Origin of the sequence: Pseudomonas vranovensis (genome assembly GCF_040438935.1) — a bacterium.
In the GTDB taxonomy this organism is placed as follows: Bacteria; Pseudomonadota; Gammaproteobacteria; order Pseudomonadales; family Pseudomonadaceae; genus Aquipseudomonas; species Aquipseudomonas vranovensis.
Genome location: NZ_CP159259.1, coordinates 3,825,373 through 3,838,500, shown reverse-complemented (window position 1 = coordinate 3,838,500; position 13,128 = coordinate 3,825,373). Strand labels below are relative to the sequence as shown.

10 protein-coding genes are annotated in these 13,128 nt (G+C 62.3%); 8 read left to right on the top strand and 2 right to left on the bottom strand.

Features of this window, described 5'->3' with window-relative positions; all coding sequences use genetic code 11:
* Nucleotides 1-5: 5 nt before the first annotated feature.
* The gene (gatA, locus tag ABVN19_RS17905) at nt 6-1,457 is read right to left on the bottom strand and encodes an Asp-tRNA(Asn)/Glu-tRNA(Gln) amidotransferase subunit GatA (protein WP_105641227.1); all 1,452 of its coding nucleotides are present in this window, start codon (nt 1,455-1,457) and stop codon (nt 6-8) included.
* A 16-nt stretch (nt 1,458-1,473) separates the two neighbouring features.
* Nucleotides 1,474-1,761 carry an Asp-tRNA(Asn)/Glu-tRNA(Gln) amidotransferase subunit GatC gene (gatC, locus tag ABVN19_RS17900; protein ID WP_028942813.1) on the bottom strand — a complete coding sequence of 96 codons (288 nt, stop codon included), beginning with the start codon at nt 1,759-1,761 and terminating at the stop codon, nt 1,474-1,476.
* A gap of 202 nt (nt 1,762-1,963) precedes the next feature.
* Between gatC and mreB the strand changes: the two genes are divergently transcribed.
* The 8 genes from mreB to tldD all read left to right on the top strand — a co-directional run bounded on the left by mreB (nt 1,964) and on the right by tldD (nt 13,108).
* Nucleotides 1,964-3,001, top strand: a complete 1,038-nt coding sequence (mreB, locus tag ABVN19_RS17895) for a rod shape-determining protein MreB (RefSeq protein ID WP_008371426.1) — start codon at nt 1,964-1,966, stop codon at nt 2,999-3,001.
* Nucleotides 3,002-3,144: 143 nt separating this feature from the next.
* Nucleotides 3,145-4,236, top strand: a complete 1,092-nt coding sequence (gene mreC / locus ABVN19_RS17890) for a rod shape-determining protein MreC (protein ID WP_105641226.1) — start codon at nt 3,145-3,147, stop codon at nt 4,234-4,236.
* Nucleotides 4,236-4,724 carry a rod shape-determining protein MreD gene (gene mreD / locus ABVN19_RS17885; RefSeq protein ID WP_028942815.1) on the top strand — a complete coding sequence of 163 codons (489 nt, stop codon included), beginning with the start codon at nt 4,236-4,238 and terminating at the stop codon, nt 4,722-4,724. Before mreC ends, mreD begins: the two co-directional genes overlap by 1 nt.
* 34 nt (nt 4,725-4,758) lie before the next feature.
* Complete coding sequence (locus tag ABVN19_RS17880) at nt 4,759-5,364, top strand: Maf family protein (RefSeq protein WP_028942816.1); 606 nt, start codon at nt 4,759-4,761, stop codon at nt 5,362-5,364.
* 80 nt (nt 5,365-5,444) lie between these two features.
* Nucleotides 5,445-6,902 (top strand): ribonuclease G, encoded by a 1,458-nt coding sequence (gene rng / locus ABVN19_RS17875; RefSeq protein ID WP_028942817.1) that lies wholly within the window; start codon nt 5,445-5,447, stop codon nt 6,900-6,902.
* Between the two features lie 88 nt (nt 6,903-6,990).
* Nucleotides 6,991-10,800, top strand: coding sequence for a YhdP family protein (locus ABVN19_RS17870; RefSeq protein WP_105641225.1), 3,810 nt, complete (start codon nt 6,991-6,993; stop codon nt 10,798-10,800).
* A 14-nt stretch (nt 10,801-10,814) separates the two neighbouring features.
* A complete protein-coding gene (locus tag ABVN19_RS17865; protein ID WP_105641224.1) occupies nt 10,815-11,666 on the top strand; it encodes a carbon-nitrogen hydrolase family protein in 852 nt (283 codons plus the stop codon).
* A 2-nt stretch (nt 11,667-11,668) separates the two neighbouring features.
* Entirely contained in the window at nt 11,669-13,108 is a 1,440-nt protein-coding gene (gene tldD, locus ABVN19_RS17860; RefSeq protein ID WP_028942820.1) for a metalloprotease TldD, read from the top strand.
* Nucleotides 13,109-13,128 lie beyond the last annotated feature (20 nt).

The window sequence follows — 13,128 nt, the reverse complement described above, 5'->3', positions numbered from 1 at the left end:
ATCCCTCAGAAGCCGTTAGGTGCGCGAGTGTGCCAGTCAGTGACTTGCTGATAGCGGTGCGCGACGTTGAGCAGGCGGCCTTCCTGGAAATACGGGGCCAGCAGTTGCACGCCAACCGGCAGGCCATCGACAAAACCGGCTGGCATCGACAGGCCCGGCAGGCCCGCGAGGTTGGCGGTGATGGTGTAGATGTCTTCCAGGTACGCGGCGACCGGATCGTTGTTCTTGGCGCCAATTTTCCAGGCCAGGTTTGGCGTGGTCGGGCCCATGATCACGTCGACGTCTTCAAAGGCGGCCATGAAGTCGTTCTTGATCAGGCGGCGGATCTTCTGTGCCTTCAGGTAGTAGGCGTCGTAGTAGCCAGCCGACAGGGCGTAGGTACCGACCATGATCCGGCGTTGCACTTCGCTGCCGAAACCCTCGCCACGGGAGCGTTTGTACAGGTCGGTCAGGTCGGCCGGATTCTCGCAGCGGTAGCCGAAGCGCACGCCGTCGAAACGCGACAGGTTGGAGGAGGCTTCGGCCGGGGCGATCACATAGTACGCGGCGATGGCGTGCTGCATGTTCGGCAGGCTGATTTCCTTGATCACGGCACCCTGGTTTTCCAGCGCCTTGACGCTGGCCTGGACCAGCTCGGCGATGCGCGGGTCCAGGCCTGCGCCGAAGTATTCCTTCGGCAGGCCGATGCGCAGGCCTTGCAGCGAGCTATTCAGGCTGGCGCTGTAGTCCGGGACGGGCTCGTCGATGCTGGTGGAGTCCTTGGCGTCGAAGCCGGCCATCGCTTGCAGCATCAATGCGCAGTCTTCGGCCGTGCGGGCCATCGGGCCGCCCTGGTCGAGGCTGGAGGCGTAGGCGATCATGCCCCAGCGCGAAACCCGACCGTACGTCGGTTTCAGGCCAGTGAGGTTGGTCAGGGCGGCGGGCTGGCGAATGGAACCGCCAGTGTCGGTGCCGGTGGCAGCTGGCAGCAGGCGCGCTGCGACGGCCGCAGCCGAACCACCGGACGAACCGCCGGGAACGTGCTCGAGGTTCCACGGGTTCTTGACCGCGCCGTAGTGGCTCGACTCGTTGGCCGAGCCCATGGCGAACTCGTCCATGTTGGTCTTGCCCAGGGTCACGGTGCCGGCTTCGGCCAGCTTGGCAACCACGGTGGCGTCGTAGGGCGCCGTGAAGTTGTCGAGCATCTTCGAGCCGCAACTGGTGCGTACGCCCTCGGTGCAGAACAGGTCCTTGTGCGCCAGCGGGGCGCCGAGCAGGGCACCGGTTTCACCGGCGGCGCGACGGGCGTCGGCAGCACGGGCCTGGCTCAGGGCCAGTTCGTCGGTGACACTGATGAAGCTGTTCAGCTGCGGATCGAGCTGCTTGATCCGCGCCAGCAGGCTCTGGGTCAGCTCTTCGGAAGAGAATTTCTTGTCGGCGAGTCCGCGGGCGATCTCGGCCAGGGTCAGTTGATGCATGGCAGGCTCTATTCCCTTACTCGATGACTTTCGGAACCAGGTACAGGCCGTTTTCGGTCGCCGGGGCGATGGCCTGGTAGGATTCGCGCTGGTTACTTTCTGTTACCACATCGGCGCGCAGGCGCTGACTGGCTTCAAGTGGGTGGGCCAATGGCTCGATGCCAGTGGTGTCGACCGCTTGCATCTGGTCGACCAGTCCCAGAATACTGTTCAGGGCATCGGTAGTGCGTGGCAAATCGCCTTCATTGAGGCCCAATCGGGCCAGATGAGCGATCTTTTCCACGTCGCAGCGTTCAAGCGCCATGGGGATCTCCTGGGGAAACAAAAACGGAATTGGTCCGCGATGAGGAACATGCTGACAGATTTACGGTCATAAGGCCGCGATCGTGTGCTGGCTTGCTCGGAAAAACTGCCAATTTAACATATTGGCGCCTTGCCCAAAATCCCCGCCGTTGTTAGAGTTTGCCGCACTTTTTTACCCACGCGTTGCCTAGGGTCACTTTCCCATGTTCAAGAAACTGCGTGGCATGTTTTCCAGCGATCTTTCCATCGACCTGGGCACTGCCAACACCCTTATTTACGTGCGTGAGCGCGGTATCGTCCTGAATGAGCCATCGGTTGTGGCCATTCGTACTCACGGCAACCAGAAAAGTGTCGTCGCTGTCGGTACTGAAGCCAAGCGCATGTTGGGCCGTACACCTGGCAACATTGCTGCCATTCGTCCGATGAAGGACGGCGTGATCGCCGACTTCAGCGTCTGCGAAAAAATGCTGCAGTATTTTATCAACAAGGTTCACGAGAACAGCTTCCTGCAGCCTAGCCCTCGGGTGCTGATCTGCGTGCCGTGCAAATCGACCCAGGTCGAGCGTCGTGCCATTCGTGAGTCGGCGCTGGGCGCCGGCGCCCGCGAAGTGTTCCTGATCGAAGAGCCAATGGCCGCCGCCATCGGTGCCGGCCTGCCGGTCGAGGAAGCCCGCGGTTCGATGGTCGTCGATATCGGTGGCGGCACCACTGAAATTGCGCTGATCTCCCTGAATGGTGTGGTCTATGCCGAATCCGTACGGGTGGGCGGCGACCGTTTCGACGAAGCGATCGTGACCTACGTGCGCCGCAACTACGGCAGCCTGATCGGCGAATCCACCGCCGAGCGTATCAAGCAGGAAATCGGTACTGCCTATCCGGGTGGCGAAGTCCGTGAAGTCGATGTTCGCGGCCGTAACCTCGCCGAGGGTGTGCCACGTGCCTTCACCCTGAACTCCAACGAAGTGCTCGAAGCCCTGCAAGAGTCGCTGGCAACTATCGTCCAGGCGGTCAAGAGCGCCCTGGAGCAGTCGCCGCCGGAACTCGCCTCGGACATCGCCGAGCGTGGCCTGGTGCTGACCGGTGGTGGCGCACTGCTGCGCGACCTGGACAAGCTGCTGGCCCAGGAAACCGGCCTGCCGGTCATCGTTGCCGAAGACCCGCTGACCTGTGTCGCCCGTGGCGGCGGTCGCGCCCTGGAAATGATGGACAAACACACCATGGACCTGCTCTCCAGCGAATAAGCTGGCTGCAGCAAACATGCCGCCCCGGTTTACAGGTAGTGCCCACAGTGCTACCTGTATGTGCTGGGCTGACGTCCGTGTGGGCGTCATTTTCCGTCAATCCACAAGCAGGCCGGTGCATTGCCGTATGAATGACCTCTTGAATAGTCGTCCACGAGGAGCGGCCCATTAAACCGCTTTTCGCCAAGGGCCCTTCGCTGGGCGTACGCCTGCTGGTGCTGGTTGTGCTGTCGATCACCCTGATGGTGGTCGATGCGCGCTTCACCCTGCTCAAACCGGTGCGCAGCCAGATGGGACTGGTCCTGATGGAGTCGTACCACATCACCGACTTGCCGCAGAGCCTGTGGCAGGGTATCGCCGGCCAGTTCGGCAGCCGTACCGAGCTGATCGCCGAGAACGAAAAACTAAAGACCGAAGCCTTGCTGATGCAAGGGCGCGTGCAGAAGCTCGCGGCCTTGACCGAGCAGAACGTGCGCCTGCGCGAGTTGCTCAACTCCTCGGCATTGGTCAATGAGAAGGTCGAGGTCGCCGAGTTGATCGGTGTCGACCCCAACCCGTTCACCCACCGTATCCTGATCAACAAGGGCGAGCGTGACGGCGTGGTCCTGGGCCAGCCGGTGCTCGATGCCCGTGGCCTGATGGGGCAGGTGGTGGAGCTGATGCCCTATACCGCTCGCGTCCTGCTGCTGACCGATACCACCCACAGTATTCCTGTGCAGGTCAATCGCAACGGTTTGCGGGCCATCGCCAGTGGTACCGGTAATCCCGAGCGCCTGGAACTGCGCCATGTCGCCGACACCGCCGACATCAAGGAAGGCGACCTGTTGGTCAGTTCTGGCCTGGGGCAGCGTTTTCCGGCCGGTTATCCGGTGGCCACGGTCAAGGAAGTGATCCACGACTCCGGGCAGCCGTTCGCCATTGTCCGGGCCATCCCCACCGCTGCACTCAATCGCAGCCGCTACCTGTTGCTGGTGTTCACCGACAGCCGCACCCCCGAGCAGCGCGCGAGCGATGCCGCGATGGCCCAGGAAGCCGCAGATCGACAAGGTCTGCCCGGGGCCACCGAGCCGGTTGCGCCCGGCGCGACTCCAACTGCACCTGCACCCGCGGCCACTAGCACCCCGGCAACGCCTGCCAACGTGGCACCGACAGCGGCGCCTGCAACGGCAGCGCCCGCAGCAACGCCGGCAGCGGCCAGCGGCACTGCGGCACCCCCTTCCCGGGAGAGAAACTGATGGTAAGTACTCGCAGCCGAAACGGCTGGGTGGTCTGGCTGACCTTTGTCGTTGGCCTGCTGCTCAGCGTTTCGCCGTTGCCGCAGTTCATGGAGGTGTTCCGGCCGATGTGGCTGGCGCTGCTGTTGGCCTTCTGGACCCTGGCCCTGCCACATAAAGTCGGCATGACCACTGCATTTGTCCTGGGCCTTGCCGAGGACGTGTTGTACGGCACCTTGCTGGGGCAGAACGCCCTGGTCCTGACCTTGATTACCTTCCTGGTGCTGTCGTTGCAGCAACGCCTGCGGATGTTCCCGATGTGGCAGCAAAGCCTGGTGATCCTGGTGATCTTCGGTCTGGCACAGCTGGTGCAACTGTGGCTTAGCGCCCTGACCGGCAATCGTCTGCCGACCCTGGCGCTGATCTGGTCGGCGGTCATCAGCGCTTTGCTCTGGCCGTGGGTCAGTTATGGCCTGCGCGGACTGCGATTGCGCCTGGGTATCAACTGAGCCCGCTACCCGACGTTGACAGGGAGAAGTCACGATGACCCTGCTGTACCTGGCCTCTGGTTCACCCCGCCGCCGTGAGTTGCTGACCCAGATCGGCATTCCATTTACTGCGTTGAGCGCTTCGATCGACGAAAGCCCTTTGTCGGGCGAAGCCGCGCCTGCCTATGTCGAACGCCTGGCGCGGGACAAGGCCGCAGCCGGCATGGCCTCCTTGGCAGGCCCGGCCACGGACGGAACGTTTGCCGTCCTGGGCGCCGACACCGCAGTGGTATTGGACGGACGCATTCTGGGCAAGCCCGCCGACCGTGAGGATGCTCTGGCCATGCTGGCGGCCTTGTCCGGCCGCGAACATCAGGTACTGACCGCCGTGGCGGTTGCCGACCGGGAGCGTTGCCTGAGTGTCTGCGTTGCCAGCCAGGTTCGGTTTCGTCACATTACCCAACAAGAAGCACAGGCCTACTGGGACAGCGGCGAGCCGCTGGACAAGGCAGGCAGCTACGCGATTCAGGGTCTGGGCGCGGTGTTCGTGCAGCGAATCGAAGGCAGTTATTCAGCGGTGGTCGGTTTACCCTTGAGTGAAACTGCCGAGCTGCTCAGCCAATTCGCCATTCCTTGCTGGCAACCGTTGTCGGCCCGTTGAGCGAGGACACACCGGACAGCTGCTAGCCAGTCGCCTGCGAGCGATCCATCATTACTGAAGTCCTTTGACGAGAGCCTGCCATGAGTGAAGAGATTCTGATCAATATCACACCGATGGAATCACGCGTGGCGGTGGTGGAGAACGGTGTTCTTCAGGAAGTGCATGTAGAGCGTACCCAGCGGCGCGGCATTGTCGGCAACATCTACAAGGGCAAGGTGGTTCGTGTGCTGCCTGGAATGCAGGCTGCATTTGTCGACATCGGTCTGGACCGCGCCGCCTTCATCCACGCCTCGGAAATTTCCCAGCGCGAAGGCTCGGCCGTGGAGAGCATCAGTGCCCTGGTGCATGAAGGCCAGAGCCTGGTGGTGCAGGTCACCAAGGATCCGATTGGCTCCAAAGGCGCGCGGCTGACCACGCAACTGTCGATTCCCTCGCGTTACCTGGTGTATATGCCGCGCACCAGCCACGTTGGTATTTCCCTGAAGATCGAAGACGAAGCCGAACGGGAACGCCTCAAGCAGGTGGTTACCGACTGCGTGGCCCAGGAGAACATCCAGGACGCAGGGGGCTTTATCTTGCGGACTGCGGCCGAAGGTGCCGGTGCCGACGAGATCCTGATGGATATCCGCTACCTGCGCAGGCTCTGGGACCAGATCGGCGCCCAGATCAAGACCGTCGGCGCGCCAACGGAAATCTACGAAGACCTGGGCCTGGCCCTGCGCACGTTGCGCGACCTGGTCAACCCGAAGATCGAGAAAATCCGCATCGACTCCCGGGAAACCTTCCAGAAGACCACGCAGTTCGTCGCCGAACTGATGCCGGAAATCGCCGATCGCCTGGAGCACTATCCGGGCGAGCGGCCGATCTTCGATCTCTATGGTGTGGAAGACGAGATCCAGCGCGCCCTGGAGCGCAAGGTACCGCTCAAATCCGGCGGCTACCTGGTGGTCGATCCGGCTGAAGCGATGACCACCATCGACGTCAACACCGGCGCTTTTGTCGGGCACCGCAACCTTGAAGAGACCATCTTCAAGACCAACCTGGAAGCGGCCACCGCCATCGCCCGGCAGCTTCGCCTGCGCAACATCGGCGGGATCATCATCATCGACTTCATCGACATGGAAGATGAGGAGCACCAGCGCCAGGTGCTGCGCACCCTGGAAAAGCAGCTGGAACGCGATCACGCCAAGACCAACATCATCGGCATCACCGAGCTGGGCCTGGTGCAGATGACGCGCAAGCGCACCCGTGAAAGCCTGGAGCAGGTGTTGTGTGAGCCGTGCCTGTGCTGCCAGGGTCGCGGCAAGCTGAAAACTCCCGAGACAGTTTGTTACGAGATTTTCCGCGAAATCCTTCGCGAAGCCCGTGCCTACCAGGCCGAAGGCTATAGAGTGCTGGCCAATCAAAAGGTGGTGGATCGCCTGCTGGATGAGGAGTCGGGGAACGTCGCCGAGCTTGAAACCTTCATCGGACGAACCATCCGCTTTCAGGTCGAGTCCATGTATTCCCAGGAACAATACGATGTGGTGCTGCTCTGACGCAGTCTGATTGCACCTGGCCGCAAGGCCGGGTGGCAAAGCGCCCGGTTGCGGCCATAGTTAAGGCACGACTTGGAGGGCCATTGCCATGGAACGTCTGATGCGCGTTCTAGGCGCCATGACCCGCTGGGGCCTGGGGATCTGTGCCTTGCTGGCTGTGCTGGTGGCGCTGTATGTCAGCCTTGGCCGACAGCTGGTGCCCCTGGTAGCCGAATACCGCGCTGAAGTTGAAGACAAGGCCGAGCAGGCCTTGGGCTTGCCCGTGCACATCGGCAGCCTGGAAGGGCGCTGGAGTGGCTTGGCACCGGTGCTGCTGGTCAATGACATCCAGGTTGGCGAGGGCACAACGGCGTTGCGCCTGGACGGCGTCAAAGTGGTTCCAAACTTGTGGGCCAGCCTGACCGAGCGTCAGGTGCGCCTGGCCAATCTCGAAGTCGGTGGCTTGCACCTGAGCCTGCACGAAGATGAAAACGGCGCCTGGGCACTTGATGGTCTGCCGAAAACCGATGACCAGCCTCTGGACCCTGAGCAACTGCTGCAGCGTATGCAGGTGGTGTCGAAGGTCACGATCGTCGACAGCCAGGTCACCCTCGAGCCGTTCCAGCGCGACCCCATGACCCTCACCTATGTCAACGTTGGCCTGCAGACCGGCAGCGTACGCCAGCGTCTGGACGCACGCCTGACCTTGCCTGACGGCCAACCCGTGGCGATGAGTCTGCGCAGTCGTGTCCGTGCAGCCCACTGGCGTGACGGTGAAGTCGAAGCCTACCTCAGCCTGCCCCAGAGCGATTGGGCGCGCTGGGTGCCGCCCCGTTTGCTGGGTCAATGGCAAGCCAAGGAGCTCAAGGCCGGCGGCGAGTTCTGGCTGAACTGGGGCAAGGGGCAACTGCAAAACGCCACGGTACGTCTAAACGCGCCGCAGTTGCGGGGTGCTTATACCGGCCGCGAAGAGGCCAAGGTGGAAAACGTAGCGCTCAATGGCTGGTTCCAGCGCCAGGCACGCGGTTTCGATGTGAAACTCGACTCCCTGGCCATGAGCCTGGGCAAAACGCGCTGGGAGTCGCACCTGCAATTGAATCAGGTCGCCGCGAGTGAGGGCGTCGAGGAAACCTGGAAAATCCAGGCAGACCGCCTGAACCTGACCCCGCTCACACCCCTGGTCGAATCTCTGGCACCTTTGCCGGAACGGGCCATGGCCGTGGTCCAGGGGCTGAAAGTCACCGGGAGTTTGCGCAATGTGCTGGTAGATGTTCGCCCCAAGGCTGCTGGCGATCAGCGCTTGAATTTTGCCGCCAATCTGGAGCGAATCGGCTTCAACGCCTACCACGGTGCCCCGGCGGCGGGGAATGTCAGCGGCAGTGTCAGCGGTGACCTGGGGCATGGCGAACTGCGCCTGGATACCGATGCCTTCATGCTGCACCTGTATCCGATCTTCGCCAAACCTTGGCAATACCAGAAAGCCAACGCGCGCCTGACCTGGCGCCTGGATCAGGACGGCTTCACCCTGATCGCGCCCTACCTGAAGGTACTGGGCGAAGAGGGCAAGATTGCCGGTGATTTTCTCATTCGCCTGCTGTTTGAAGAGGGGCAGGAAGACTACATGGACCTGCGCGTCGGCCTGGTCGAGGGTGATGGGCGATACACCGCCAAGTACCTGCCGGAGGTACTGAGCCCGGCCCTTGATGAATGGTTGCGCACCGCCATTCTCAAAGGCGCGGTCGATGAGGGTTATTTCCAGTATCAAGGTTCGCTCAATCATGGTGCCGCGGAGCAGGCGCGCAGTATCAGCCTGTTCTTCAAGGTGCATGATGCCGCGCTGGACTTCCAGCCAGGTTGGCCACAGGTCCAGAAGGTCGATGGTGACGTGTATATCGACGACAATGGCGTGAGGATCACTGCCAAGCGTGGCCAACTGCTCGATACCCAAGTGAATGACGTGCAGGTCAACATCCCCCATGTTCCCAGCGGCCAGAACAGCCACATGTATCTGGATGGGGGCTTCGATGGAGGCCTGGGCGATGGCTTGAAAATCCTCCAGGAGGCACCGATCGGTACCGCGGCGATGTTTGCGGGCTGGGAGGGGCAGGGCGGCCTCAAGGGCAAGCTGAAGCTGGATATTCCCCTGGCCAAGGGCGAGCACCCTAAGGTGGTCGTGGATTTCGACACCAACGATGCCCGCCTGAAAATTGCGGCTCCGGTGCTTGAGTTGAAACAGCTCAAGGGTGCCTTCCGCTTCGATTACAACAAGGGGCTCAGCGGTCAGAACATCAGTGCCCGAGTGTTCGACAAACCGATGACCGCGCAGATTTTTGCCGAAGGTAAGCCAGGCGAGATACAAAGCCGCATAGAAGCCAAGGGTCAGGTTGCACTCAAGGCGCTGACCGACTGGCTGAAGGTCACGCAGACCTTGCCGATAGCCGGCGATCTGCCCTACCAACTGCAGCTGAAGCTGGGGAGCCGCGACAATGAGCTGAAGGTCGACTCCAGCCTCAAGGGCCTGGCAATCAATCTGCCTGCGCCCATTGGCAAAACGGCAGATGAAACCCGAGACAGCCAGTTCACCATGACCTTGCAAGGGGCCGAGCGGCGATTTGGCGCCAGTTACGCCAATGTTGCCAGCCTGATTTACGCCGCTCCCATGGACAAACTCGACCAAGGGCGCGGCGAACTGCTGTTCGGTGGCGGCAATCCACAACTGCCGTCCGGCCAGGGAGTGAGCGTCCGTGGACGGCTGGCCGAGCTTGACCTCAAGCCTTGGCAGCAACAGCTGGGCGGACTGGCCGGCAATGATCCGAGCGGTAATGCCCGCCAGTTGCTACGCGGTGCTGACCTGAGCATCGGCAAGCTGCAAGGTGGCGGGCTGACCTTGAACCAGGCCGTGGTACGCCTGGACCGCAACAGCAACAACTGGGCGCTGCGCCTGGACAGTAGAGAGGTTATCGGCAACGCACGTATTCCCGACGCCAAGGGTGCTCCGATGGTGGTCAACCTGCAGACCATCCACCTGCCAGCCGCTGATCCTGCCGAAATTGCTTCGCCCAACGCCCCCGATCCGATGGCCGATATCGACCCGCGTAAAATCCCCTCCATCGACCTGACCATCGACAAGCTGTTTCGCGGAGATGACCTGCTGGGCAGTGTTGCCCTGAAGGTGCGTTCCACGGCCAAGGGGATTGCCCTGAACGATCTGGACTTGAGCCTCAAGGGCCTGATCATTGATGGCAATGCGGGCTGGGAGGGCGCCCCGGGTGCAAGCAGCAGCTGGTACAAGGGCCGTCTGGAAGGTAAGAACCTGGCCGACGTGCTCAAGGCCTGGAATTTCGCCCCGACCGTTACCAGTCGCGATTTTCGTCTGGATGTCGACGGCCGCTGGCCGGGTTCACCCGCCTGGGTGGGGCTGGGTCGATTCTCCGGCAGTCTCGATGCGGCGTTGCGCAAGGGGCAGTTCGTCGAGGTCGAGGGCGGCGCCCAGGCGCTGCGGGTGTTTGGCCTGCTCAACTTCAACTCGATCGGCCGGCGCCTGCGGCTGGACTTCTCCGACCTGGTCGACAAAGGCTTGAGCTATGACCGGGTCAAAGGGCTGCTGGTGGCCAGCGAAGGGGTGTACGTGACCCGCGAGCCCATTACCCTGACCGGTCCATCGAGCAACCTTGAGCTCGATGGCACGCTCGACATGGTCCGCGACCGGGTCGATGCCAATCTGCAGGTCACGCTGCCGGTGACCAATAACTTGCCGTTGGCTGCCCTGATTGTCGGCGCGCCGGCGGTCGGTGGTGCGCTGTTTCTCGTTGACCGCCTGCTTGGCGACCGCGTAGCCCGCTATGCCAGCGTTCACTATCGCATCGAAGGTCCGTGGAAAGAGCCTAAAATCAGCTTTGTGAAGCCTTTCGAGAAGTGAAGCCAGGAGCGTGCATGAAGTCAGCGGTGATCCAGATGGTCAGCCAGAGCGATGTTCAGGCCAACCTGGTACACGCCAGGCATTTGCTTGAACACGCCGCGGCAGGTGGCGCCCGGCTGGCCGTGTTGCCGGAGAATTTTGCCGCCATGGGGCGTCGCGACAGCGCCGCCATCGGGCGCGCCGAAGCCACGGGAGAAGGGCCGATCCTGCCCTGGTTGAAACAGACCGCCCGCGACCTCAAGTTATGGGTGGTGGCCGGTACCATTCCTTTGCCGCCTGTCGGTCAGCCTGAAGCCAAGTCCCATGCCTGTTCACTGTTGATCGACGAACATGGCGACACCGTGGCCCGATACGACAAGCTGCACTTGTTCGATGTCGATGTGGCCGACAACCGTGGCCGCTATCGGGAGTCTGATGACTATGCCCATGGCAGTCAGGTGGTGGTGGCTGACACCCCCGTGGGGCGGCTGGGCTTGAGCGTGTGCTACGACCTGCGCTTCCCGGAGCTGTACAGTGTCTTGCGCCAGGCCGGTGCCGAGCTGATCAGCGCGCCTGCGGCGTTTACCGCAGTGACCGGGGCGGCGCACTGGGAAGTGTTGATACGTGCCCGGGCGATCGAAACCCAATGCTATGTGCTGGCCGCTGCCCAGGGCGGAACACACCCGGGACCACGGGAAACTTATGGTCATGCCGCCATCGTCGATCCCTGGGGGCGGATCGTCGCCGAACAGGACAGCGGCGAAGCGGTGCTGCTGGGTGAACGCGACAGCAGCGAACAGGCGTCCATTCGGGCGCGGATGCCGGTGGCCTTGCACCGGCGCTTTTTCTCGCAGGACGCTTTGCGGCCTGCGCACACCTCGGAGTGACTATGAGCGAGATGTTATCCACTGTCAGCGAGCACCTGCTGGCGCCAGGGGGATTGACCCTCGACAGCCTGCAGTCGGTACTGGGCGAGTTGGCCGGGCCGGGCATCGATGCGGCCGACCTGTATTTCCAGGGGCAGATTTCCGAGTCCTGGGCACTCGAAGACGGGATTGTCAAAGAAGGCAGTTTCAATCTCGACCAGGGCGTGGGCGTACGGGCCCAGTCAGGCGAGAAAACCGGTTTTGCCTACAGCAACGCCATCAACCTCGAAGCCCTGACCTCGGCAGCCCGTGCGGCGCGCTCGATCTCCCGTGCGGGGCAGAATGGCAGTGTCCAGGCGTTCAAGAGCCAGGACGTCACGCAACTCTATGGCGCCGATAACCCGCTCGAAGTGATCAGCCGTGCCGAAAAAGTCGAGCTGCTCAAGCGTGTCGACGCAGCCACCCGTGCGCTGGACCCGCGTATCCAGCAGGTCACTGTGAGCATGGCCGGGGTCTGGGAACGCATCCTGATTGCCGCCGCCGATGGCAGCCTGGCTGCCGATGTGCGTCCTCTGGTGCGTTTCAACGTCAGCGTGATCGTCGAGCAGAATGGCCGGCGGGAGCGCGGCGGCCACGGGGGGGGCGGCCGTACCGACTACCGCTATTTCACCGATGAACGGGTCATGGGCTTTGCCCGTGAAGCGTTGCGCCAGGCTCTGGTCAACCTCGAAGCCATTCCAGCGCCGGCAGGCACCCTGCCTGTGGTACTGGGGTCAGGCTGGTCTGGCGTGCTGTTGCATGAGGCCGTCGGCCACGGCCTTGAAGGTGACTTCAATCGCAAGGGCAGTTCGGCCTACAGTGGCCATATGGGCGAGAAGGTTGCGTCCAGCCTGTGCACCATCGTTGATGACGGCACCCTGGAGGGTCGCCGCGGTTCGTTGAGCGTGGATGACGAGGGCACCCCGACTGAATGCACCACCCTGATCGAGAACGGCATCCTCAAGGGCTACATGCAGGACAAGCTCAATGCTCGCCTGATGGGCATGGCCGTCACCGGCAACGGGCGTCGTGAGTCTTATGCGCACCTGCCAATGCCGCGCATGACCAACACCTACATGCGCGCAGGCGACAGCGATCCGGCGGAAATCATCGCCTCGGTGAAAAAAGGCATCTACTGCGCCAACCTCGGCGGTGGCCAGGTGGATATCACCAGCGGCAAGTTCGTGTTCTCCACCAGCGAGGCCTACCTGATCGAAGACGGCAAGATTACCGCTCCCGTCAAGGGCGCGACCCTGATCGGCAACGGTCCGGAAGCCATGAGTCGGGTGTCGATGGTCGGTAATGACCTGTCCCTGGACAGCGGTGTGGGTACCTGCGGCAAGGACGGTCAGTCGGTACCGGTTGGCGTTGGCCAGCCGACCCTGAAGATCGATGCGATCACCGTGGGTGGCACGGGCGCATGAAAATGACACCGGGCGGGCAG

Excerpts from the sequence above, each read along its gene's own strand:
- gatA (WP_105641227.1), bottom strand. The coding sequence starts at position 1,457 with ATGCATCAACTGACCCTGGCCGAGATCGCCCGCGGACTCGCCGACAAG.
- mreB (WP_008371426.1), top strand. The coding sequence starts at position 1,964 with ATGTTCAAGAAACTGCGTGGCATGTTTTCCAGCGATCTTTCCATCGAC.
- ABVN19_RS17865 (WP_105641224.1), top strand. The coding sequence starts at position 10,815 with ATGAAGTCAGCGGTGATCCAGATGGTCAGCCAGAGCGATGTTCAGGCC.
- ABVN19_RS17870 (WP_105641225.1), top strand. The coding sequence starts at position 6,991 with ATGGAACGTCTGATGCGCGTTCTAGGCGCCATGACCCGCTGGGGCCTG.
- gatC (WP_028942813.1), bottom strand. The coding sequence starts at position 1,761 with ATGGCGCTTGAACGCTGCGACGTGGAAAAGATCGCTCATCTGGCCCGA.
- ABVN19_RS17880 (WP_028942816.1), top strand. The coding sequence starts at position 4,759 with ATGACCCTGCTGTACCTGGCCTCTGGTTCACCCCGCCGCCGTGAGTTG.
- tldD (WP_028942820.1), top strand. The coding sequence starts at position 11,669 with ATGAGCGAGATGTTATCCACTGTCAGCGAGCACCTGCTGGCGCCAGGG.
- mreD (WP_028942815.1), top strand. The coding sequence starts at position 4,236 with ATGGTAAGTACTCGCAGCCGAAACGGCTGGGTGGTCTGGCTGACCTTT.
- rng (WP_028942817.1), top strand. The coding sequence starts at position 5,445 with ATGAGTGAAGAGATTCTGATCAATATCACACCGATGGAATCACGCGTG.